The following is a 23987-nucleotide window of genomic DNA, read 5'->3' on the forward strand; positions in this document are numbered from 1 at the left end:
GTCGTTTTTTGATAAATTTTGAGCATAAAAAAAGAGAGCCAAGGGCTCTCTTTTTCTGACTAATCTCTAAGAGATTAGTGAGCTTTAGCTTCAGAAGCAGCAGCAGTAGCAACTTCAGAAGCAGCAGCAGTAGCTTCAGAAGCAGCAACAGTAGCTTCAGAAGCAGCAGCAGCAGCGTCTACAGCAACTTCAGAAGCAGCTTGAACAGCTTCAGATGCAGCAGCAACTTCAGATGCAGCAGCAGCAGCAGGAGCTTCTTCTTTCTTAGCACAGCCAACGAAAGCTAAAGTAGTAGCAACTGCAGCAGCAATAGCGATTTTTTTGAATAACATGGCATCACTCTCTAAAATATGAGATTAAAAAAAACCGACGTTAGTCTGTTGTGTGCTTTTATTGTTCCTAATTTTGCTAGGGACTAACAATGCAGGAGCAGCCTAACTGGTCTGCAAATATGCTATCACTGCGCATTTTGAATTGCTACTAGCTGGGATGAAAAAAGTGATAAAAAAGGTCTAAAAACAGGGATTTTTTAACAGAAAATAACAATCAATGATGAGGTTTGTATTGGAGAAGTGCTGAATAAACATTTAAAAAGATGAAGGTTTTTTATTTCAAATTTTTGTTTATCAAAAACTTGCAAATAAGTTTACAGAGAATCGGATGAAATGTTGCTTTGTGTAAGCTAAGTCAACCAAATAAAAAGGCTGTCGTTAAGACAGCCTTTTTAGGTGAAGCAGATCGGGTTAGCTGGTCGCTTTACGCTTCATTTGATCAAAGAAATCATCGTTGGTTTTGGTTTCTTTCATGCGATCAAGTAAGAACTCCATTGCTGCAAGTTCATCTTGAGTATGAAGTAACTTACGTAAAATCCAAACCTTACGTAGATTGTCTTCAGACATTAGACGCTCTTCGCGACGGGTGCCCGACTTTTTGATGTTCATCGCAGGGAAGACACGTTTTTCCGCAATACGGCGATCTAGTGTAATTTCTTGGTTACCTGTACCTTTAAATTCTTCGTAGATCACTTCATCCATTTTACTGCCAGTTTCAATCAGGGCAGTAGAGATGATGGTTAGTGAGCCACCTTCTTCAATATTACGTGCTGCACCGAAGAAACGCTTAGGGCGTTCCAGCGCATGTGCATCCACACCACCAGTTAAAACCTTACCAGATGAAGGAACAACCGTGTTGTAAGCACGTGCTAAACGGGTAATGGAGTCGAGTAGAATCACAACGTCTTTCTTGTGCTCAACCAAACGTTTTGCTTTTTCAATCACCATTTCAGCCACTTGAACGTGACGAGCAGGAGATTCATCAAACGTTGACGCAATGACTTCACCACGAACTGTACGTTCCATTTCCGTCACTTCTTCAGGACGTTCGTCAATGAGAAGAACGATCAGGAAGCACTCAGGGTTGTTACGCACGATCGACTGAGCGATGTTTTGTAACAACATGGTTTTACCCGCTTTTGGCGGTGCTACGATAATTGAACGTTGGCCTTTACCGATAGGTGCAACCAAGTCAACTACACGTGCGGTTAAATCTTCTGTCGTCCCGTTACCAAGTTCCATCACCAATTGCTCGGTTGGGAAAAGTGGTGTTAAGTTTTCAAACAAGATTTTGTTACGTGAGTTTTCTGGCGTGTCGTAGTTAATTTGGTTCACTTTTAACAGTGCAAAATAACGTTCGCCTTCTTTGGGTGGGCGAATGGTTCCCGTAATGGTGTCACCAGTACGTAGATTGAAACGACGAATTTGAGATGGGCTAACATAAATGTCATCTGGGCCTGCAAGGTAAGAACCCGCTGCAGAGCGTAAGAAGCCGAAGCCATCTGACAGAATTTCCAAAACGCCATCCCCAAAGATCTCTTCGCCATTCATCGCATGGCGCTTTAAGATGGCAAAAATAATGTCTTGCTTACGGTTACGAGCCATTCCTTCGAGGCCCATAAATTCAGCAATTTTGATGAGTTCGCCAATCGGTTTTTTCTTGAGTTCGGTTAAATTCATAGGAGGTCAGATAAGAATCAAAAATTCTAAATTACAGGATGAAAAGGAAGCAACATTTAGCCGCAGACATGCAATGAAGTAACGCAATTGTATTTGAACTATAACAATTCAGAGGACTGATTCATTGTTTGAAGAGAAACGTGTCAAAACAATTTGTATTGCCGAGCGGCGATCTTATGTGTTGTGTCTTTTAAGAAAATGACAGGATTGAATAATCCTTTATCTCTTGATCATGCAATATAAGAGAGAAAGACAGACTTGTCAATTTATAGCCGAAAAAAATACGCTGTTGTTTAGACAGCGTATTTCATTTTCAATCTAAATGGATGCTTAAATGTTTTCTTCAATGAAAGCAGTCAATTTCGATTTTGGTGCAGCGCCCACTTGTTGAGCAACAACTTCACCATTTTTGAACATAAGTAATGCAGGGATATTACGGATGTTATAGTTCACAGCCGTTGCTTCGCAAGAAGTCACGTCAACTTTAACAATCTTCACTTTACCTTCGTATTCGTTCGCCAATACTTCTAATACAGGTGCAATTGCTTTACATGGCGCACACCAGCCTGCCCAGAAGTCAACAAGCACAGGAACGTCTGATTGAAGTACATCAGCGTCGAAGTTTGTATCAGTTGTATTTACGATATTGCCAGACATGGATAGCTCCAGTTTCAATTTTTGGATAGTTTTATGGCTAATAGTATGTCATAGCCTGCTATCACTGAGTAGATGGATTACTAAATTTTCAACCTTTAGTTTGAATTTGTCTAATTGAAGCTCACGATGTTACTGATCGTGTAACACAATTGTCATATATGCCGAAATTTTAAAAGCTCGTCAATTTCTGACCATAAATGGCTTTTAAATTGCATGGAGGTGAATTAATCTAAGCACAATTCTGTATAGGTTTATATTAAATCATGTCTGATTTTTTGATTGATGAAGAGTTACTTGCTGCCATCGATATGGGGTCGAACAGCTTCCACTTAGCGATTGCGCGAGTGGATCATGGCGAAGTGAAAAAAGTTGCGTCAATGTCAGAAAAAGTGCAGTTAGCAGCGGGTTTAGATGAAAATAAAAACTTAACAGAAGCCGCACAGCAGCGTGGTTTAGCCTGTTTATCTCGCTTTGTCGGACGCTTAGGTTCGGTTCAGCCGAATCGTTTAAGAATTGTGGCGACCAATGCGCTACGCCAAGCCAAAAATGGACATGAATTTATTCAAAAAGCGGCAGAAATTTTGCCAAAGCACATCGAAATTATTGCAGGTCGTGAAGAGGCTCGTCTGATTTATTTGGGTGTATCTCATACCATGGTAAACAGTGGGCGCCGCCTTGTGATTGATATCGGTGGGGGTTCAACAGAGCTGATTATTGGTGAGGAATTTGAGCCCATTCATACCGAATCTTTACAAATGGGCTGTGTAGCATTTACCAAAGCCTTCTTTGTCGATGGTGAAATTAACCAAAAAAGTTTTGATAAAGCCGTGGTGGCAGCACGTAAGGAGCTGTCTGGTATTGCCAATACCTATAAAGAAGCGGGTTGGGATACAGTGGTCGGTTCGAGCGGAACCATCAAAGCGTGTCGTCAAATTACCGTGAATATGGGCTGGAGTAATGAAAAAGAAGAGCTCACCCGTGACGGTTTAGATAAGCTTAAAGAAAAATTGCTCAAATACAAACATGTCGCTGAGATGGAGTTTGATGGTCTAAAAGAAGACCGTCGAGCAGTTTTGCCAGCCGGAATCGCTATTTTGTATGCCATTTTTGATGTACTCGAACTGGATAAACTGGTGTATTCAGATGGTGCCCTACGCGAAGGGGTGATGTATGACTTGCTGGGACGTTTTCAACATGAAGATATTCGAGATCGTTCTGTACAAGCGTTAATGGGCCGTTATAACGCCGATCCAAAACAAGCTGAACGGGTCGTGAACATGGCTCAGCATTTGTTTGATGGTGTGGCGGATTCACTAAAATTAACCACAGAAGACAGTGATTTACTGCGTCGTGCAGCTTATCTGCACGAAATTGGTTTAGCGATTAGTCATGCGGGCTACCATCGTCATGGTGCATATTTATTGCAACATTCTGACATTGCAGGCTTCTCACAAATTGATCAAAACCATCTGTCGCATTTGGTGGCCCATCACCGTCGTAAGCTGCGCAGTGACGCGCGTGTCGATGTGATGAAGGTTGGCGGCAACAAATTAGTCTATCTGTGTTTGTTACTTCGCCTCGCAGTTTTACTGAATCATAGTCGTAGCGATCAGATGCTTCCTGCCATTGAATTAACAGTAGGCAATGCGCAACAATGGCAACTGAGTGTTTCTGGTAATGCCGCGCAATGGCCTTTGCTGGTTGCAGACTTGCATGATGAGCAAGCGCAATTTAAGCATTGGGATGTTGAGCTGGATATCCAATCAGAACAATTTGTCGATGAATAAATTGGTCAATTAGGGATTTATGGTTGAGCTATGAAGAATAAAGCTGCGCAATCCAAAGCATGGACGACGGTTCAAATTGCACGTCATCCTGAGCGTCCGCAATTTTTAGATTATGTGAGTGAAATTTTTACCGAATTTGATGCTTTGCATGGTGATCGCTTATTTGGTGATGATGGTGCAATGATCGGTGGATTAGCTCGCTTTGATGGTCAGCCAGTCATGATTGTGGGTCAACACCGTGGTCGCAGTACGCGTGAAAAGTTACAACATAACTTTGGTATGAGTAACCCTGAAGGTTACCGTAAATCACAACGTTTACTCGATATGGCTGAACGTTTTAATCTACCCGTCTTTACTTTTATTGATACCATGGGTGCATATCCAGGTGTTGGTGCAGAAGAACGTGGTCAGGCTGAAGCAATTGCTACATCTTTGGCACAACTTTCAAGCTTGAAAGTGCCTGTAATTGCAACCGTACTTGGTGAAGGCGGTTCAGGTGGTGCACTGGGTATTGGTGTGGCTGACCGTGTGGTGATGTTATCCCATAGTATTTATTCAGTCATTTCACCTGAAGGCTGTGCGTCTATTTTATGGAAAACAGCTGAAAAAGCAGAGCAAGCCAGCGAAGCTTTGGCATTGACTGCTGAAAAACTACAGAAAATTGGTATTGTTGAATATGTGGTCGATGAAGGTGAAGGCGCTCATCTCAACCCAGAACAAGTCATGCATGCTTTAAAAACCGTTTTAAAAGATGCATTGGCTGAGTTGCAACCAATGGATGCGAATGAACGATGCGAAGCACGTTACCAACGTTTAATGAAGTTTGGCAGCGACAATTTAGGGCTAGTGTCTTAACTGAGTTTCAGGATACGCCTGAACAGCCTCATTTTTTAATCGGATGTAGTGGTGGCATGGATTCCATGCTGCTACTCCATTTGATGTCTCATTTATTTCCCAAGCGCATTCGCGCCATCTATATTGATCATCAATTGCAGGATGTCAGTCCGCAGTGGGGTAGCTTTGTTCAAGAACAATGCTATGTCTTGGATGTCCCATGTGTGATTCAAGCAGTGGATGTTGATACAGGCAATGTAGAAAGCCAAGCGCGTAGTGCACGTTATGCGGCCTTTCAGAAGCATCTTCTTGCCAATGAAATTTTAGTTCTCGCCCATCATCAACAAGATCAAGCCGAAACCGTTTTACTCCGATTACTCTCTGGTGCGGGGATTCATGGACTTGCCGCCATGCAGAGCATCGACATACGAGAGCAATTTACAATTTGGCGCCCGCTATTGGCTTTGTCCAGACAGCAAATTGAGCTGTGGGCTGCTGAGATGCAGTTGAGAAATATTCAAGACCAAACCAATTTTGATACCAGTTATGATCGTGCATGGTGCCGAGCCGAATTGTGGCCAATCTTAGAAAAACGCTTTCCGAAAATGCAGCAAGCTTTGGCACGCACCAGTTATTTGATGCAGGATGCCGAAACGATTTTAGCCGATGTGTTGGCGCAAGACTGGGCCAGTTGTGGGGATGCTTCGGTTTTAAATTTAACTTCATTTCGTCAGTTATCAGCACCGAGACAGCGACAGCTGTTGTCTGCTTGGATGAAAGGTGAGGACTTATATCGTCCTGCTTTTGATATGGTGCAACGCCTATTTGATGAAGTGATTGAATCCAAAGTGGATGCTCAAGCCGCATTGCATTGGAACCAATATTATTATGTACGCTATCAACAACAGCTCTTTCGTGTCAGTAAAGCCGAGTATTTGGCGGAACAATTTCAGACGATTGAGTCAATTGAGCAACGGTTTAGTTTAGATCAAGCTTATGGATTGGCTTCAGGGCAATATCGCATAGAAACACAAAAATATGGACTGTCTTCTGCATTATTAGAGCAGCCTTTACAGATAAAACCGCGCTTAGGTGGGGAAAAACTGCATTTGTATGGACGTGTTGGGGCTTGGCCGTTGAAAAAAGCCATTCAGAGTGCACAAATTTTTCCGTGGCAACGTCATACAATACAAATATTAAGCATAGATAATGTTATGCTTGGTGTTTTTACGCCTAAAGGATTTTGGTTGGTCGAGTCGGCTTATTGTGAAGCGGGTGGATGGCAACCAAATTTAATCGCTTAGTTAAAAAATTCAGGATAGAGAAATAATCATGAGCGCAGTGTTGAATCGTAATATTTGTTTTATCGGCGGTGGTAACATGGCTCAAGCCCTCATTGGTGGCTTGATTTCACGTGGTTTACCTTCAACTCGCATTACGGTTTCTGATCCTGTTGAACAAGTTCGTCATTTATTGGCTGAAAAAGACTTGGTGGTGACTGAGGACAACGCATCTGCTATTCGTGAAGCTGATGTCGTGGTCTTAGCGGTTAAACCTCAAGTTTTAGCCAATGTTTTAAAGCCATTAAGTGGTTTGTTTGACGGTAAGTTGATTATTTCGATTGTTGCGGGTGCTGAAATTGCAACGATTGCTGCATTAGCTGGCAGTAATCGTATTGTTCGTGTGATGCCAAATACACCTGCTTTAGTACAAACAGGTGCGCATGGTTTATATGCCACTGATGCTGTAGATAAAGAAGACCGTGATTTGGCGAGCCAAGTACTTGCTGCGACAGGTTTGACTTTATGGGTAGGCGAGGAAGCGCAAATTGATGCTGTGACTGCGGTGTCTGGTTCAGGTCCTGCGTATTTTTTCTATATGATGGAAAGCATGATCCGTGCAGGTAAAAACCTCGGTCTAGATGAAAAAGTAGCAACGGCGTTGACGTTGCAAACTGCATTGGGTGCGGCACAAATGGCAATCACGAGCTCAAATACACCAGCTGAATTGCGTAAAAATGTCACTTCACCGAATGGTACAACCCAAGCGGCACTTGAAGTGTTTGATCGTGCACAAATTTCACAAAATATCCAAGCTGCATTGGCTGCTGCTCAAAAGCGCAGTCAGGAACTTGCTCAAGAGCTGAGTGAAAGTAGCAAATAATCGTTTTATTTAGGAAAGTTCAAGTATGGGTGCAAACTCTGCGCTAATTTTTGGCATCATTATTAACGTTGCAATTTTACTGGTGTTCTTCCGCTTTCTCATGCAGTTGGCAGCGGTTAACTTTTATAACCCAGTGGTGATGTCGACCGTAAAAGCCACAAAAATTGTGGATATGTTTGGTCGTATTTTTCCAAATGTAGCGAAAGGCCGCGTTAACTTAGCGGCTTTAGTGCTTTTGGTTTTATTGTACTTACTGAAAATTTTTGGCGTCATGTATCTCTCTGGAGCGATGCCGAATAGTCCTGTGCATTTGGTCATTTTAACTTTTGTGACCATGATTCAGGACTTGATTCGTTTCTGTCGTTACCTGATTTTTGCAACGATTATTTTAAGTTGGGTGGTGATGTTTACGCAGTCACGCTCACCTTATATCGAAGTGATTCAAGAGCTTGCCGAACCATTATTGGCCCCGTTTCGCCGTTTATTGCCCAATATGGGCATGATTGATCTTTCTCCAATCGTAGCGTTCTTGGCGTTGTATATTGCTGAAATGATTATGAATGAAGTGGCGATTGTCCTGCTCACTGGTTTATAAGATTGTAGCGAATAAAGAAAGGACTCGATTGCGAGTCCTTTTTTGTGGTTGAAATTTTTAGGTGAAGACGTTGATATTTCTTCTAGGAGGCAAATGGCCTCCATACCAGCCTTCCTCCTAGGAGGGGGACGGTGCAAATGTTTTAGTGGGCTTCATCCCAGTTTCGACCTTTGCCGACTTCAACCAACAATGGCACAGAAATTTGCAAGACGGATTGCATCACGTCTGCCAGTTTCGAAGCTAGTTCATCTGCAATACTTTCATCGACTTCAAAAACCAATTCATCGTGTACTTGTAGTAGCATTTTGGCTTGATCTTTAGGCAGCATTTGATCAACAGCAATCATCGCCATTTTAATAATGTCCGCAGCAGAACCTTGCAGCGGTGCATTAATTGCGGCACGTTCAGCCGCTTGTTTGATCATTTTATTGCTTGCCATAATATCGGGCGTATACAAGCGACGGCCTAAAATGGTTTCGACAAAACCTTGTTCACGTGCAATTTGACGGGTACGTTCCATATAGTCGAGCACGCCCGGATAACGTTGGAAGTATTTCGCAATATAGCCACGCGATTCTTCACGGCTAAAACCGAGTTGACGGGTTAAGCCAAACTCAGACATGCCGTAGAGTAGACCGAAATTGACGGCTTTGGCCTGACGACGTTGGTCTGACGTGACATCTTCAAGTGCGACACCTAAGACTTCAGCCGCTGTACGACGGTGTACATCTTGCCCATGATTAAAGGCATCGACCAAGGCTTCATCTTGTGAGAAATGCGCCATTAAACGCAGTTCAATTTGTGAATAATCGGCTGCCAAGAGCACGCGACCTTGTGGTGCAATAAAGGCTTTACGAATTTGACGTCCAATTTCCTCACGCACAGGAATGTTCTGTAAGTTGGGATCGGTCGAAGACAGACGACCAGTTGCGGTCAGTGCTTGGTGATAACTGGTATGCACACGATGGGTATCGCTGTTGGCTTGTTTTAATAAGCCATCGGTATAGGTGCTTTTTAGTTTGGATAAACCGCGATAGTCTAAAATCAGCTCGGTAATCGGGTGGTCAATTTTTTCTAAAACACTTTCAGAGGTACTGTACTGACCTGTTGCGGTTTTTTTACCACCCTTGAGTCCGAGTTTATCAAACAAAATTTCACCGACTTGTTTCGGCGAGCTAACATTGAAACTTTGTCCTGCCAGTTCGGTAATCTGGTTTTCAAGATTGGCCATAGTTTTGGCAAACTCAACACCGAGTTGGTCAAGGAAGCCTAAGTCGAGCTCAATGCCGTTTTCTTCCATGATGGTCAGGACGCGGGCAACTGGCATTTCGACATTGTGTAAAATATTGACCAATTCGGGATGCTTTTGCAGTTTGGCATCGAGCACTTCAAACAGGCGATAGGTTACATGGGCATCTTCAGCGGCATAGTGCGCGGCAGTTTCGATCTCAATTTGGTTAAATGTTTTCTGTTTTGCGCCTTTACCCGCCACCTGTTCAAAAGTGGTGGTTAAGTGGCTGAGGTAGAGTCGTGAAACATCATCCATCCCGTGACGAGTCGCCACAGCATTGAGTACATAAGATGCCAACATGGTATCGAAATACCAACCTTTCAGTTCAATGCCATGATTTTCTAAAACATGTGCATCGTATTTCAAATGATGCCCGATTTTCTGAACCGATTCATCTTCTAAAATAGGTTTAATTTGCGCCAAGATCTGTTCACAATCTAACTGCGCAGGGGCATTTTCATAATCATGCGCAAGTGGAACGTAATATGCATCTTGCGCATCGAAAGCGACCGAAAAACCAACAATTTGCGCTACGCGATAGTCTAAACTGGTGGTTTCAGTATCAAAGGCAAAACGTTTTTCTGTACTTAAACGCTTGAATAATTGTGTCCACTGTTCTGCACTGAGCACAGTATGGTAGTTCGCTTGACCCAGTTGGTCATCGACACTGCTTTGAACGGCCTGATCTTCTGTATTGATAACGGTTTCAGACTGCGCTGATTTGGCAATGTGTTGCGTCGCTTGTTTGTAGGTTGCGCTATTGGGATTGTTTGGATGATCGAGCGATTGTAACTGCTGGCGGAATTCAAGCTCGGTATACAGTGAACGCAAGGCTTCGGTATTCGGATCTTGGAGTTTGAGATCGTCAAAGGTCAGACCTGTCTCTAAGTCACAGACAATACTTGCCAGTTGGTGATCAAGAGCAATTCCATCGGCATGTTCTTTGATGTTTTGACCGACTTTGCCTTTAATTTTATCGACATTTTCTAAAATGCCACCAATCGAGCCATATTCTGTTAACAGTTTTGCTGCGGTTTTAGCCCCGACACCCGGAACACCCATAATGCCGTCAGAGGCATCGCCCATTAAAGTCAGATAGTCAATAATTTGGTTTGGCCACACCCCAAACTTTTCAAACACGCCATTCACATCCATCGGCTTGTCTTTAAAGCTGTCTTCTAAGGTGACTTTATCGGTCACCAGTTGAGCCATGTCTTTATCACCTGTGGAAATCAGCACTTGCTGTCCCGCGGCTTCCGCACGTTTGGCTAAAGTCCCAATGATGTCATCTGCTTCTGCACCTGGGAGCATGTATAAGGGGATACCCAAAGCACGAATTAAGGCATGCAAGTATGGAATTTGTTCCGATAATTCATCAGGCATACTTGGTCGGTCACCTTTATAAATGGGTGATAGCACATGACGGAAAGTTGGTTCAGGTGTATCAAAAATGACTGCCATATGTGTTGGCTGGGTACGACGCATCAGTTTTTGGATGGCAGAAATTGCCCCACGAATTGCATTGGTATGTAAGCCAGTTGACGTGGTGAGCGGTGGCAAAGCATGAAAAGCACGAAATAAAAAGTATGAGCCATCGACCAAGACAAATGGTGGCATTGCAAGATTCCTTATCCAAATAACCCGTTTATTGTACGTGATTTTGACGCAGAACAAAGTGTATTGATGTACTGATTGGCATAGATGGTTACGGTTATGCGCTTAAAGATGTACTACAAGCTGATGTATTATTTGAAGATGAGAAAAAGAGATTGAGAACGGATGCAAACTGGACAGCGTGAAATTCGCATGATGTGGTTAATGGGGCTGACGATTGTTGCGATTGCAGCATGGTTTTTGGCCGTGCCGCTGTTGAGTGCATTGTGTGGAATCGCTTTGATCATGAGTGTTATGCACTATATCGATAGCATTGAACACCCCAGTGCGAGGTTAGCGGAACAACGGGGCATTGCTTTCCAGCCAACGTCAAAAGTGCCGCTTTACCTTGCTGCTTTCGTTATTTTAATTGGCATGGTGGGGCAATGGGGCGGACTCATTGGATTGGGGATCAGTGGTTGGTTGTTCTTTTTCTTTCGTTGGTTACGTCGCCTAGAATATCTATTGTTATCCGTGCAAGCACAGCCACATCAGGTGATATCTGACCGATTCACAGAATCTGAAAATTCTCCCTCTTTACCCACTACTCTAAACAACACAGATGATTTAAGTCTCAGTGAGCAAGTGAAACGCTGGTTTTGGCAGGGCAATCCTGTCTTAAAAGTTGCGATTGTGATACTGCTGATTGGGCTTATTTTATTATTACGCTTTGCTACCGAACATTGGCAGTTGAGTCTCGCGGTAAAGCTTAGCCTCGTTGCTGCTTTAAGTGTAGGTGTTGTAGTCTTTGGTTGCGCACTCCTACAAAAGAACCGCAGTTTTGCTTTGGCTTTGGAAGCACTTGGACTGTCAGGCTTATTTTTGACTTTGTTTTTTGCTTACTACAACGGTGTGATTGCAAGTTTAGCGACTGCGAGCCTGTGCTTTGTGGTGGTGATGGCGATTACACTTTGGCTCAGTTTAAAACAGCAGTCGATTGAGCTGGCGTTGATGGCGATGATCATTGCTTATTTGGCGCCTTTTACTTTACCTGTACGGAATGCCACTGCGATAGAGCTGGTGGCCTACTATTTGGTTATCAATATTGCGGTCGCGGTTTTAAGCACGTTAAGACCATGGAAAGTCCTCAATCAAATTGCTTTTATAATGACTGTGGTCGTAGGTGGCGCTTATGCCTTTTACCAGGGTAAAGCGCCTGAGCGAGGCATGCTAGCCGTGTTGGTTTTGGCACATAGTGCGGTCTTTATTTGGTTGAGTTTTCGTTATAGTCAACTGTTGGCGCGTGAGGATTTAACTCAGTTTAAGTTAAAACCGATCTTGGATGTGGCTTTGATTTTTGCTGCCCCCATTGTTGCTTTTGCTTTTTTGTATGTGATGTATTTTGAGGAAACAATTTGGCAGGCAGACTTTAGTCTAGGCTTTGCAGCGCTCTATGCCATGCTTTATCAACTGCTAAAAAGATCCCACAGTGTTGAGTTGATTGCACAAAGTTATCTCAGTTTGACCTTGGTTTTCTTGGCGCTGATTCCCCCTATTTTGCTGCCTGATCAGTGGGGTGTGGTGGGGTGGAGTGTTGAGGGTGCACTGATCTTTATGTATGCCTTATATCGAAATTCCGCCCTGAGTCGTTATTTGGCGATGGGCTTATTGGCCGTGGCAGGGCTCTCAAGTCTGTACTATGTGGCGGAGCTCAATCGTTTTCCAACGGAAGTCTATTGGGCGCTGTGTCTGAGTTATTTTGCTGTGGTTGCCGTTGCCAACAGTGTAGAGCGCTTTAGACAACAGTTGTCTTTTGCCACCATTGCCTTTTTTTGCTTACAACTGCTTTCAGCAACCAGCATGTTGTTTATCCTACTTTTGGATAAAATCGACAGTAAAAGTCAGGTGACGATGGCGCTACTGATCATCGTGCTTTTATATACAGTGCTGAATGAATGGTTGCTCTACCGCAAAGCCAGTTGGTCATGGCTATTACCCAAATGGATTGGCCTGATTCCGCTGTATGCAATTGCCTTCATTTTCTTGGTTGACCTGAGCCATGATGGCATCATTATGTGGCAGTCTGGTTTAGACCGTCTATTGTTTGCTTTAACGAGTGGATTGCTCACGTTGCTGTGGCTTCGCCCGTTACAGAGTGTGGAGGATGAGCAGGAGTGGGTGAGTTTGGGTGCTTTACTGAGTTTGGCGCTGACCAGCTTAACTTTCATTCCAAGTATGCCGTATTTGAGCATGGTCATTTTACCGCTGGCCTTTGCTGCATGGTGCTACACACAATCGACTCAAACACGATGGAGACAGTTTTGGCAAGCACGCAATACCTTAGCGCTCATGTTGTTTTGGATCGTGTGTTCTCAGATCTTTAGCCAACAAGCTTTTGCAGGGTACTGGTTACCCATTTTCAACCCATTTGACTTGGTCAGTATTGCAATGCTGATTGGTGTCATTTGGATGCTGAATTTACAAATGAAATCGGGTTTGGAAAAAAGTCTGGGTGCCATTTTGATGATGTCGAGTCTACTTTGGCTCAGTAGTTATGTGGTGCTACGTGCGCTGCATGTCTACTTCCTAACACCCTATAATGACTGGGAAATGTGGCAAAACGCTTTAGTGCAACTGAGCTTTACTTTGCTTTGGGTTAGTTTGGCTTTCATTTGCATGCTGATAGCAACCAAACGCAACTTGCGTTCATTGTGGATTTTTGGTGGGTGTATTTTGGTCTTGGTGACGCTGAAATTGGTCTTGTTTGACTTATCTCATATAGGGACACTCACCCGCGTGATTTCATTTTTAGGTGCAGGTTTGGTAATGTTGGTAATTGCGTATATTGCGCCGATGCCGGAACTTGAGGAAAAGATCAATTAAACAAGTTCAGCTCCTTATGTCTGCCTGGATTATAAGGAGCTGAAGAGATTTATTTGATGTTCGGTTCTCGTTTTAAGGCTTGTGCATTGGCATATTGATCAATTTCTTCATTGGATAAAGGACGCGAAAGCGGATGATCGACAAAGCCCATTTTCGGCACAGGAATTTCGATTTGGTTATCTAAGAAACCATTACGAATACGTTCCTGCATTTCATCACGCACTTGCAAAAAGTGTTCTTGCTGACACCACACGGCAAACAGTAACTCAATCGAAGACTCACGAAAGGCGGTGACGGTGACGGCAGGTTTAGGGTCTGCAAGCACCAAAGGATATTTATTAGCCACATCAATCAGCACCTCGCGTACTTTAATGATGTTCTCATGAAAGTTAATTGCTAGGGTGATGGGAATACGCCGTATTGGAAACTTAGAGAGGTTATGAACTGGGGCTCGAATCAGTTGTTCATTCGGCAGTCGTACATAAATGTTGTCCTGAGTGAGTAACTTAACCGAGAGGAGGTCAATTGAAATGACTTCACCTTCAATGGTATTGCCGCGAATAAGGGTGATTGAAATGGTGTCACCAATTTCAAAAGAACCTTCACCAATTAGGAACAAACCACTGATTAAGTTGGATGCAGAGGTTTGCGAGGCAAAACCCAAAGCAACCGTCAAAATACCTGCTGCGCCTAAGAACACACTGAGTTTAAAACCAGCTTCTTTGAGGCTGGCCATCACAAAAATTAGGAAAATAAAATAAAAAATACCACGACGCCAGACCAGCCGTTGGTGGGCGTTAAACTTGGTGCCAATGGTTCGGATAAAGGTATTTGAAACCAGACGTGCCAATAGAAACCCAACAAAACACAGCACTAAGGCAATTAAGATTTCTGTTAATCGTTCTGTGTTGATGTTGGTAAAAATGCCTTTTAGGCTACTGGTAATTTCTTGGGGAATATTTGAGTTTGGCATCTGTCCCCCTTAGAAGAATGAATCAAACATATTAAATAATGCACTCGCCGAAGAGCGCGGTGGATGCACATAAATCACTTTGCCTGCATGCGGAGGCGTACGGTTCTCGATACGGATTCTCGGTGGCCGATCGGCACCTTCATGCAAGACTTTAATTTGCGATGTCCAAAGTCGATCCGTACTTTCACTATAAAATAAAGGCAGGGCTGAAACAGGCACGTTCATGCGGTCAAAACGCAGTTGTAAATGGCTGGTATTGTGGAACTCAATAGGCGTCACTGCACGAAATGCACGTGGTTTGAGTTGATGCAATTCAGTTCGACCATCGACAGCTGTAGCGTAGGCAATTTCACCTGTACGATGGTTTGGCCCAAACCAAGTTTCTTTGGGTAAAATCACAGGAATATCAAATAGGGGGTCTCGCTGACCTTCAATAAAACCCGAAATCCATAACGGAGTGCTGATATACAGCGTTCCGCGCTGACCAGCTGGAATATAAATCGGATCGACAGGTTTAATCACGACTGAACGATCGGCCAAACGTGGCATCAGTTGAATCGTATGGTGAGTGTTTTTAAACATGTAGCGTTTAATTTCAACGGGTTGTGGAAAGGCGAAATGTGGGTCTTCTATCGCATGCCATTTTTGCTCATAGTCATACTGAACTTGAGGACGATGGAACTCTAAACGCCATTCTTGTAGACCGCGGGTGAGGCGAAAAAGTAATGAGCCGAACTGCCACGCACGGGCTTGATTCAACTCAAAGTTGTATTCCCCCCACCATTTTAAATTGGGGCTATCCGATTCAAACAGTTCATTCATATTAGGCAACAGCACATTTCCTTATATTGCAAATCAGTGAAAAACAGACTTCACGCTGTCATATGCTTAGAGTACACTCAAAATAATATTTTTCATCATTATTATAATTTTAAGATGCAAGTGCTTAAACAATTACAAATTCCCTATAGTTTTGCGAAGCGTCATGGCGTGCTGTTGCGTTACGAAGGCAATCAAGCCTTTATTGTGCGCCGTGAAAGTACGCCGTTGTTGGCTTTGCAAGAGGCACGCCGTTTTTTAGGTGTGGCAGCACAACATCAACTGTGTAGTGATGAAGAATTTCACCAGCTTTTAAGCAGTAGTTATGCCGGGGATAGTGGCGAATCACAACAAGTGGCCGCAGGTTTAGAAGATCATCCCGATTTACTCAGTTTAGCTGACCAAGTGCCTGAAGCTGAAGATCTGATGGATCAAGAAGATGATGCTCCAATTGTTCGTTTGATTAATGCATTATTGTCTGAAGCCATTCGTGTTGGTGCATCCGATATTCATATTGAAGCCTTTGAAAAGAAACTATCGGTGCGTTTACGTGTCGATGGGCAATTACGTGAAATTGTGCAGCCACGCCGTGAACTAGCACCGCTGTTAGTGTCTCGTATTAAAGTCATGGCCAAATTGGATATTGCAGAAAAACGAATTCCGCAAGACGGGCGTATTTCGCTGCGTTTAGCCGGGCGTGAAGTGGATGTGCGTGTATCGACGTTGCCATCATCACATGGCGAGCGTGTGGTGATGCGTTTATTAGATAAACAAGCTGGTCGTTTGAACATGACCCATTTGGGCTTATTGAAACCTGATTATGAGCGTTTAACCCAATTGGTGCATCGACCACACGGAATTATTTTGGTCACAGGGCCGACAGGTTCGGGTAAAACCACAACGCTTTATGCGGCGCTTTCAGACCTTAATGATGGTTCGAAAAATATTTTGACCGCCGAAGACCCGATTGAATATCAACTGGAAGGGATTGGACAGACGCAAGTCAACACCAAAGTCGATATGACTTTTGCGAGAGCCTTAAAGGCCATGCTACGTCAAGACCCTGATGTAGTAATGGTGGGTGAAATACGTGACTTGGAAACGGCTGAAATTGCGGTACAAGCATCGCTCACAGGGCATTTGGTTTTATCTACACTGCATACCAATACGGCCATTGGTGCGGTCACTCGTTTAAAAGACATGGGCATTGAGCCATTTTTACTGTCGAGTTCTTTGATTGGTGTGATTGCACAGCGTTTAGTGCGAACCTTATGTAGCCATTGTTCCATTTGGCATGATGCCGATACTTTTGAAACACAACTGTTTCAGCATTTGAACCCAAAATCAGAACTTCAGTTACCTCAACCGAATGGCTGTGAACGTTGTTCACATACGGGTTTTACGGGGCGGACGGCAATTTATGAAATTGTCGCTGTGGACGATCAGATGCGCCGTTTAGTTCATGGCAATGCAGCTGAGTTTGAGCTAGAAAGTTATGCAAGACAACACTCAGGTTCTATTCGTGATGATGGTTTGCGTAAAGTATTGGCGGGGAAAACCACACTGGAAGAAGTATTGCGTGTGACCAATGACGCTGCTGAATAATAGAATATCGAGTAGTGGATACGGATTATGTGTGTAGTTGTATTATCCTGAAATTACCTGATGTGTTTCATAACAGATTTCGTTTTACTTTTAGAATGAAAATAAAGAACTTTATAATGATGAATAAATCCTTAGCCTTGTTTGGTGTGTTGAGTGGTATGGTATTTTTTACTCCACTCAGTTTTGCAAAAGATGAAACTTTTAATGTTTATAAACAATGCAATGATGAAATGGAGTGGTCTTGTGATGTCATTAGAAGCACCAATGGCAAGAAAGAAAAAGTTTATGGCGGTATGAAATCACCAAATATTGAGCGTTTAAATCAAAATTATTATCATGTTCAAATGTCATGTGGTAGCCCATGTCAGGCTCATAGTTTTCTATCGAGAAATAAACAAGAAGATGATGCGACTCAAGAATTTATCGCTATTGATACGAAGAATAATTGTTTAATTGAAACTGATTCTGAATACAATAAAATCACAGCTCGCCAATTAAATTCGAAAAAAAGACATACTTTGATCAGTACTCAGCACCCTATTTTTAAAAATGTCCCTATTTTTGATATTGCCCAATATACGGTGTTCCAAGGCACTTCTTATTTTGATCAAAAAGGAAATTTGATTTTGCTGGCAGATGAAATCGATGATCAAAAGAAATTTAAAAAGATATTTCCAAACCCTTGTAAGTTATGAACTCTCTATCCCAAAGCAATGACTTCGGGATAGAAAAGATGACTTAAACAATCACATTCAATGTCACATCAATATTTCCACGCGTTGCATTTGAATAAGGGCAAACGATATGGGCTGCATCCACTAATTTTTGCGCTTCGGCTTGCTCTAAACCTTCTAAGTGAATGTTCAAGGTCACTTGAATACCAAAACCTGTTGGAATAGGGCCAATACCTACATCACCTTCGATATAAACATCAGGTGTAATTTTTAATTGGTCACGGTTAGCAACAAACTTCATTGCACCTAGGAAACATGCAGAATAACCTGCGGCAAAAAGCTGTTCAGGGTTCGTTCCACCACCTGCGCCGCCCATTTCTTTAGGAACGGTAAGTTTTACATCTAAAATTCCATCAGAAGAGGTTGCGCGGCCGTCACGGCCACCTGTCGCTTTAGCATGTGCGGTATAAACTACTTTTTCTAAAGACATTGTGATTCCCTGAATATTATATTTGAGTCCTTATCCTGTCCTAAATTGCAGAAAGAATAAGCAGTGTTTTTGTAAATTTCTACAGAGAATGCTTGCGATTAAGTGGAAAGTTTATTTTATTAAAAATCAATGATGTGAATGCCTATTATTGTTTTTTTTAAAAATTCTCAATCGGGCTTGTTGATGTGAACAAGAACTGAAAGCACGGAAACTTTATCAATTTAAAAAGGGGGATAGATTCATGCATTTAGTGTGCTAAAGCTACTCAATGAAAGAGCAGCAGCGAATCATCATGAGGTTTTGTGCTGAGAATGAAGTTGTCTTAAAAGATCACGGCTTGATTAAAACTGTACTAATTTCCGATGTTGCATCAACGGCATACTTTCACGAATTTGAGCTTGTTCTGCCAAGTCAAAAGGAACCGTAATCAACTGTGCGCCCGGGTTAAGAATCAAATCCAAAACTTGACCACGGCTATTGGTTGCCGCTGCATGTCCCCAAGTTTGTCTCTTTTCACCATGCCAGCCTTGTTGTGCGGCGCCTAAAACCTGACATTGACTGTCCATCGCACGGGCTTGTAATAATAACTGCCAGTGCATTTGCCCTGTGGTGTAGGTAAATGCAGCAGGAGCAGTCAAAATATTTGCGCCACGCGCGCGTAAAGTTAAAGCCAATTCAGGAAAGCGTAAGTCATAGCAAACCATTAAGCCAATATTACCAAAAGGTGTTTTTGCCACAACGACATCTGTACCAGGTTCAAAAAACTTAGATTCTTGGTAGCCACCCACAGCATCGCCAACTTGTACGTCAAACAAATGAATTTTGTCATAACGTGCTTCGGTCCGTTCAGGGCTGATACAAAGACTGACTGTACGAACACGACCATCTTCAATAACAGAACCATCTGGACGGAACGGGCATGGGAGAGTACCCGCGACGATCCAGATCTGATATTGATGAGCAAGATTTTCTAAACGCTTTTGAATATCTTCAAACTGTGCTGCGGTCTCACGTTGTTTGCCTGCGGCAAAACAAACGAAGTTTTCGGGGAACACAATAAGTTCAGCACCATTTGCTTTACTTTGTTGAATGAGAGACTCAATGACAAGGAAGTTTGCTTCGATGTCATTTTGAGAGTTCATCTGTACAACAGAAAGTAAAGTCATAAATGGGCCTACAAAATTTGTTGTTATGCGTTTTGTTGCTGTGACACTTGATCGAGGCTGTCTTGTTCTTTTTGCAACTGTTTGACCAAAGGTTCAAACATATTTTGATTACTTTGATTCAGCTCCATCAAAGTCTTATGTGCATCTAGTACGGTGTTTAACATATTACGATGCGTAATGTGCTCTTCCATCAGTTCGAGGGTACAAACATTTGGATCGCCACAGTAGTTTAAAATCACAAAAACCTGCCCTAGCCCCATACTGTTGGCTAAGGTAGTGATATCAGAATTGGTGGACAACATAACAGCTTGGATATTATGGATCTGTTTAAGCTTTAAGCCTAACTTTGCCAAAATGCCTAACACAGTGCTGTCGATGAATGTAGTTTGGGTTAAATCTACGATTGCACCAACAACATTTGACTGTTGTTCAATACGGTTTAAAAGTTTGTCTAGACTGATACAAGATTGGGCACGCACTTCGCCAATAAGCTTAAAAATATGCGTTCCATTCAAGCTTGCATATTCAACATGACCTGTTGACATATAAATGCCATTTGCAGAGAAGGATAGGAAATTATCCCATAGGGCAAATACTTACTCAAGTATCTAACAGTCTTAGAAGATAGGATATTGTAATAAGTTATTGATAATTTGATTAATTCATTCGACGTAAACTTAAAATGGCAATATCATCTGCAACATGTTCTGGTGCTTCAAAAGATTGATTTTGCAAATGATAGACCAATTGTGTGAACTGATCATTCAGTCCACCATTGAAGGGTTCGAGTGCGCCATCGGAACAAATAATGAAGCGGGCATGACGGTTGAGTACACATTCATGCTCTTCAACTTCCAGTTCTTCAGTAAGGCCCAAAGGAAAACTACTGGTATGTAATATTTTAGGAGCTTGATTTGGCTCAAAGACAATTGCGGGGGGATAGTGTCCTGCACTTGACCAACGAAGTTGATGTGTTTCGAGGTTTAAAATCCCTGCAATCATGGTGATGTGCTTTTCAATATTCTCTTGAACCAACATGCCATTGAGTTTCTTAATGAGCTCACGCGGTGTTTTGGCACGACCATGAAAAGCCGCCATCCAAGAGGTTAGTAAGCTGCTGGTGACCCCATGACCGGATACATCAGCCAAATAGAACATCACTTCTTTATCGCTAATTTTCCAATAATCAAACCAGTCTCCAGACAAATAAGCAGAAGGCTGAAAAAACGTTTCAACGGTGTAGTTTTGGAGTTCTATAGGGTTTGGTAAAAGTCGCTTTTGTAACTCTGCTGCGGAAGGCAGATCGCGACTGTCTTGATTACGTTTATATTGAGCATCAATTTTAAGTAAGGATTGTTGGGGATTACTGGGGAGTTTATTCCACATCCAGCCTGCTAAAGCACCGAGTTCCCACGCTTGAGCTAAAGCACTACCTTCATTTTCAAAGGCAAGGACAATCGTGGGCAGTGTCCATTTATAATCTAAATAATCTTGGATATCGGCAATAGCAATAATAGTCGGGTCATAAAGATCAATGTCTTCTATGCGAATCATTTGCACACTTGGTAGTGTGTCTAGCACCTGTTCTAAATATGGAATATGGCGAGAGGGTTGAATGAAATACATAAAAAAAATGGCTTATCCTTAGCATTAAGCTATTGCTTTACTATAACAAGCAAATTACAGCTAGAGAAAAAAAATTCAACTCTAGCTACAATACATTGTTATTCCGTATCTAACATTTGATGCGATTCATTGGTTGATGGAGAGCTAGAAGAATCATCATCACCGACCTCATCAATGAACATTCCTTCAGCTTCTTGGCCTTTTTTCTCAGCAATAATGAAGTTTTTACGTTGTAAATAAATATCACGAATTGAGGAATATTTGTCGCCTTGAATCGCACCCTCAATATCAATCAGTTGTGATCGCACATCAATACCACGTAAAGTCTGTTCCGCCCAATACAGGCCTTCTTCATCTTCTAATATGTATCTTTGTGGGCGTGCATAGCCGTCAATAACCAAGCCAAAGCCATCACGGAAAGTACTTGGCCCAAAAACAGGAAGTACTAGGTATGGGCCAGATGGAACCCCCCAATAGCCGAGAGTCGTACCAAAGTTTTCATCTTCAGTTTCTAAACCCAAACGCGAAGCAGGATCTGCAAAACCTAAAGTAGTTACCGTATTAATGGTAAATCGACCTAAAGTTTTTGCGGCGCGGCCAGGACGACCTTGTATAAGTTGGTTTACCGCATTCCAAGGTTCACCGAGGTTTTTACGGAAGCCACTATAAGAGTCACGAATCGGTGAAGGGATCTTTTCTTTATATTCCACCGCAATTGGGCGAACGATCGCACGGTCTAAAGCATCATTGACGGCAAAAATTTGTCTATTTAAAGGTTGAAGTGGATCTTTTACATTATCAGGTTGTGCCGCATTGGCATCTACTTTTAAATCTTTTGCTTTAATATTCTTTAATTCTTTAAGCGAAGAAGAAGATTGGGCTGTTTGCGGATCAGCACTGGTATCTATTTCGCTGGCAGCTGTAGGCGCTACATCTTCAGCAAATGCAAATGTTGTAAAGCCTACAAAGAGTAGACCAGCGCATAAGTGGCGAATGTGTTGCATATAAAAGAGTTCCGGAACTTTATAATCAGCAGGTGAATTAAAAAAATAATCTTTTAACTATATTAACAGCTCTTTATTGATCATTGTTAAATCAAATTTTAAGAAATGTTAGTAAAAAAGTGTTATTTTGCTGAATAAGTAAACAGTTGGAAGTTTTTTTATAAATAATTGAATAAAGGGGGTTGTGTTGGATTAGAAATGCTGTAGAATGCACATCCATCGGCGGTGATGTTGATTAAAACTTGTTGAGAAACAAGGATTTAGCCCAAGCGGTAGAATCTGAAAGTCTTGAATAAGTTTAAAAATAATTAACAAAACCAGTTGACTTCTTCTTGAAAGAGAGTAGTATAGCCGACCTAGCTTGCTGATGACGAATCAGTAAGAAGATCATTAAGAGATTATGAAGAACAACTTGTGTGGATTTTTACTGATTGATCGATCGAAAATATTTCATTGATTGAATGGTAAAAATTACTCGAAGTTTATTTGAGAAATATTTGTCAGAAAATTGATGAGCCAAGATTTGTAGCCATAAGCTACTAATGATTTTTAACTGAAGAGTTTGATCATGGCTCAGATTGAACGCTGGCGGCAGGCTTAACACATGCAANACTCAGAAGTGAAACCTCTTAGCGCTGATGGTAGTGTGGAGTTATCCATGTGAGAGTAAGTCATCGCCAGCTCATTAATTCTAAATCCCCCTAACTTAACGGTTAGGGGGATTTTTTTATGCTGAAATACTAGGTAAGAATAAGAAGATGCAGCTAAAGATAGCATCTAAAATTTAATAGGCTTAGTCGCTAATAAAAACAAAATTTGTTTATATTTTTATCAAGGATATTAGTATTGGATAATTTTGTTGCTTGCATTTTTTAGGGTATACAGTAGCTGTCCTAAGAGTACATCTTTTTCAGTTAATGTCACAATAATCATTGGATGATTTGGAGAAGGAATCGAGGTTAAAATGGCTTTACCATTGTCCGCATCCAAAGTAATGGATTGACAACCTTCGAGATGAATTTCATTCATAAAGGCTGCAACCATAGCTAAAATTGAGCTGCTAACTGCTGCAAGTTTAGTACTGTTATAACCATCTCTTTTATAGACATGGGCTAACTCGAAGCCATCTGTGCTACACAGCATGACATAATTGACACTGCGGACATTCATGAGAACATCTTGAATCTCACTCTTTGCAAAATCAATTAACTCTTTTGGTGCTGAGCGGCTTTGCGCTAAAGTAAACATATAGAACCTCGTTATGGGTTAATTGGCAATATTTGAGTTGATCTCAATGGATGTAATGAGCGCTTCTAATAATAACAAAACGTCATCTTTCTTTCTTGCATCGATAAAGAAGAGTGGAGAAAAGAGATCATTTTGTAATAACCAGTCTTTATAGATAGTGGTTGATTTGGTTGACTCAGAAAGAAGATCGGTATGTGTAATGCCGATCGCAATATTGTCGGTAAAGTTTTGAAAGGTTTCCAGATAGCTTTCTAATTCTTGAATAGGGTTGTCTGAATGATGGTCAATCAAAATCACTGCACCAATAGCGCCTTTAGTAATTGCAGACCAAATAAAGTCGAAGCGACTTTGCCCAGGTGTACCATATAGCCCAATGGTCAGGTTTTCATCAAGCGTGATTTCACCATAATCAATACCAACGGTGGTTTCCAATTTGGTATGGCGCTGAGCATCTGTATTGAAAGCCTCCGTTTGCAATACGGGAATCTCTGAAAGTGATCGAATCGCCTCCGTTTTACCCGCACCCATACCACCAGCAAAAACAATTTTAAAGCGTTGTAAAATCAT

The 23987-nt window shown here is 42.1% G+C and carries 21 protein-coding genes; 8 read left to right on the top strand and 13 right to left on the bottom strand.

Annotation, left to right across the window (positions count from 1 at the left end; all coding sequences use genetic code 11):
* Nucleotides 1-74: 74 nt before the first annotated feature.
* From GVX98_RS02775 to trxA, 3 genes are all read right to left on the bottom strand, one after another.
* A complete protein-coding gene (locus GVX98_RS02775; RefSeq protein WP_087011554.1) occupies nucleotides 75-332 on the bottom strand; it encodes a hypothetical protein in 258 nt (85 codons plus the stop codon).
* Nucleotides 333-743: 411 nt separating this feature from the next.
* On the bottom strand, nucleotides 744-2012 hold the full coding sequence (rho, locus tag GVX98_RS02780) for a transcription termination factor Rho (protein WP_004692266.1): 1269 nt from the start codon (nucleotides 2010-2012) through the stop codon (nucleotides 744-746).
* Nucleotides 2013-2342: 330 nt separating this feature from the next.
* On the bottom strand, nucleotides 2343-2669 hold the full coding sequence (gene trxA / locus GVX98_RS02785) for a thioredoxin (protein ID WP_004692264.1): 327 nt from the start codon (nucleotides 2667-2669) through the stop codon (nucleotides 2343-2345).
* Nucleotides 2670-2932: 263 nt separating this feature from the next.
* Here trxA and ppx point away from each other — a divergent pair, with 263 nt between their 5' ends.
* From ppx to GVX98_RS02810, 5 genes are read left to right on the top strand one after another with little or no spacing between them, the layout of a single operon-like run.
* A complete protein-coding gene (gene ppx / locus GVX98_RS02790; protein ID WP_004692262.1) occupies nucleotides 2933-4456 on the top strand; it encodes an exopolyphosphatase in 1524 nt (507 codons plus the stop codon).
* Between the two features lie 30 nt (nucleotides 4457-4486).
* Nucleotides 4487-5311, top strand: coding sequence for an acetyl-CoA carboxylase carboxyltransferase subunit alpha (locus GVX98_RS02795; RefSeq protein WP_078388708.1), 825 nt, complete (start codon nucleotides 4487-4489; stop codon nucleotides 5309-5311).
* Nucleotides 5248-6594 carry a tRNA lysidine(34) synthetase TilS gene (gene tilS, locus GVX98_RS02800; protein WP_159127200.1) on the top strand — a complete coding sequence of 449 codons (1347 nt, stop codon included), beginning with the start codon at nucleotides 5248-5250 and terminating at the stop codon, nucleotides 6592-6594. The genes GVX98_RS02795 and tilS overlap by 64 nt, the downstream gene beginning before the upstream one ends.
* A gap of 22 nt (nucleotides 6595-6616) precedes the next feature.
* Nucleotides 6617-7453, top strand: coding sequence for a pyrroline-5-carboxylate reductase (gene proC / locus GVX98_RS02805; protein ID WP_171355055.1), 837 nt, complete (start codon nucleotides 6617-6619; stop codon nucleotides 7451-7453).
* A gap of 25 nt (nucleotides 7454-7478) precedes the next feature.
* On the top strand, nucleotides 7479-8048 hold the full coding sequence (locus GVX98_RS02810; protein ID WP_004979206.1) for a YggT family protein: 570 nt from the start codon (nucleotides 7479-7481) through the stop codon (nucleotides 8046-8048).
* Between the two features lie 142 nt (nucleotides 8049-8190).
* Here the strand turns inward: GVX98_RS02810 and polA are convergent, their stop codons facing one another.
* On the bottom strand, nucleotides 8191-10956 hold the full coding sequence (gene polA, locus GVX98_RS02815) for a DNA polymerase I (RefSeq protein WP_159127201.1): 2766 nt from the start codon (nucleotides 10954-10956) through the stop codon (nucleotides 8191-8193).
* A gap of 162 nt (nucleotides 10957-11118) precedes the next feature.
* Here polA and GVX98_RS02820 point away from each other — a divergent pair, with 162 nt between their 5' ends.
* Nucleotides 11119-13815, top strand: coding sequence for a DUF2339 domain-containing protein (locus GVX98_RS02820; protein ID WP_159127202.1), 2697 nt, complete (start codon nucleotides 11119-11121; stop codon nucleotides 13813-13815).
* A 49-nt stretch (nucleotides 13816-13864) separates the two neighbouring features.
* Here GVX98_RS02820 and GVX98_RS02825 read toward each other — a convergent pair whose 3' ends face one another.
* Together GVX98_RS02825 and GVX98_RS02830 are read right to left on the bottom strand one after the other, a co-directional pair.
* Entirely contained in the window at nucleotides 13865-14788 is a 924-nt protein-coding gene (locus GVX98_RS02825; RefSeq protein WP_004692251.1) for a mechanosensitive ion channel family protein, read from the bottom strand.
* A gap of 9 nt (nucleotides 14789-14797) precedes the next feature.
* The gene (locus GVX98_RS02830) at nucleotides 14798-15619 is read right to left on the bottom strand and encodes a hypothetical protein (protein WP_004692248.1); all 822 of its coding nucleotides are present in this window, start codon (nucleotides 15617-15619) and stop codon (nucleotides 14798-14800) included.
* Between the two features lie 105 nt (nucleotides 15620-15724).
* Here GVX98_RS02830 and gspE point away from each other — a divergent pair, with 105 nt between their 5' ends.
* Entirely contained in the window at nucleotides 15725-17212 is a 1488-nt protein-coding gene (gspE, locus tag GVX98_RS02835; protein ID WP_159127203.1) for a type II secretion system ATPase GspE, read from the top strand.
* Nucleotides 17213-17328: 116 nt separating this feature from the next.
* Complete coding sequence (locus GVX98_RS02840; protein WP_159127204.1) at nucleotides 17329-17907, top strand: hypothetical protein; 579 nt, start codon at nucleotides 17329-17331, stop codon at nucleotides 17905-17907.
* 43 nt (nucleotides 17908-17950) lie between these two features.
* Here GVX98_RS02840 and GVX98_RS02845 read toward each other — a convergent pair whose 3' ends face one another.
* The 7 genes from GVX98_RS02845 to GVX98_RS02875 all read right to left on the bottom strand — a co-directional run bounded on the left by GVX98_RS02845 (nucleotide 17951) and on the right by GVX98_RS02875 (nucleotide 23987).
* Complete coding sequence (locus GVX98_RS02845) at nucleotides 17951-18376, bottom strand: organic hydroperoxide resistance protein (protein ID WP_005400731.1); 426 nt, start codon at nucleotides 18374-18376, stop codon at nucleotides 17951-17953.
* Nucleotides 18377-18717: 341 nt separating this feature from the next.
* Complete coding sequence (locus GVX98_RS02850; RefSeq protein ID WP_159127205.1) at nucleotides 18718-19542, bottom strand: carbon-nitrogen hydrolase family protein; 825 nt, start codon at nucleotides 19540-19542, stop codon at nucleotides 18718-18720.
* A gap of 23 nt (nucleotides 19543-19565) precedes the next feature.
* Nucleotides 19566-20087 carry an anti-anti-sigma factor GigB gene (gene gigB, locus GVX98_RS02855; protein ID WP_004692241.1) on the bottom strand — a complete coding sequence of 174 codons (522 nt, stop codon included), beginning with the start codon at nucleotides 20085-20087 and terminating at the stop codon, nucleotides 19566-19568.
* 112 nt (nucleotides 20088-20199) lie between these two features.
* Nucleotides 20200-21168 carry an RsbU family protein phosphatase GigA gene (gigA, locus tag GVX98_RS02860; RefSeq protein ID WP_159127206.1) on the bottom strand — a complete coding sequence of 323 codons (969 nt, stop codon included), beginning with the start codon at nucleotides 21166-21168 and terminating at the stop codon, nucleotides 20200-20202.
* Between the two features lie 98 nt (nucleotides 21169-21266).
* Complete coding sequence (locus GVX98_RS02865; RefSeq protein WP_078426682.1) at nucleotides 21267-22172, bottom strand: VacJ family lipoprotein; 906 nt, start codon at nucleotides 22170-22172, stop codon at nucleotides 21267-21269.
* A gap of 840 nt (nucleotides 22173-23012) precedes the next feature.
* Nucleotides 23013-23420: a roadblock/LC7 domain-containing protein gene (locus GVX98_RS02870; protein WP_159127207.1), complete on the bottom strand. Its 408-nt coding sequence runs from the start codon at nucleotides 23418-23420 to the stop codon at nucleotides 23013-23015.
* Nucleotides 23421-23438: 18 nt separating this feature from the next.
* Complete coding sequence (locus GVX98_RS02875; RefSeq protein ID WP_004695077.1) at nucleotides 23439-23987, bottom strand: ATP/GTP-binding protein; 549 nt, start codon at nucleotides 23985-23987, stop codon at nucleotides 23439-23441.

Origin of the sequence: Acinetobacter sp. 8I-beige (assembly GCF_902505955.1) — a bacterium.
GTDB lineage: Bacteria > Pseudomonadota > Gammaproteobacteria > Pseudomonadales > Moraxellaceae > Acinetobacter > Acinetobacter johnsonii.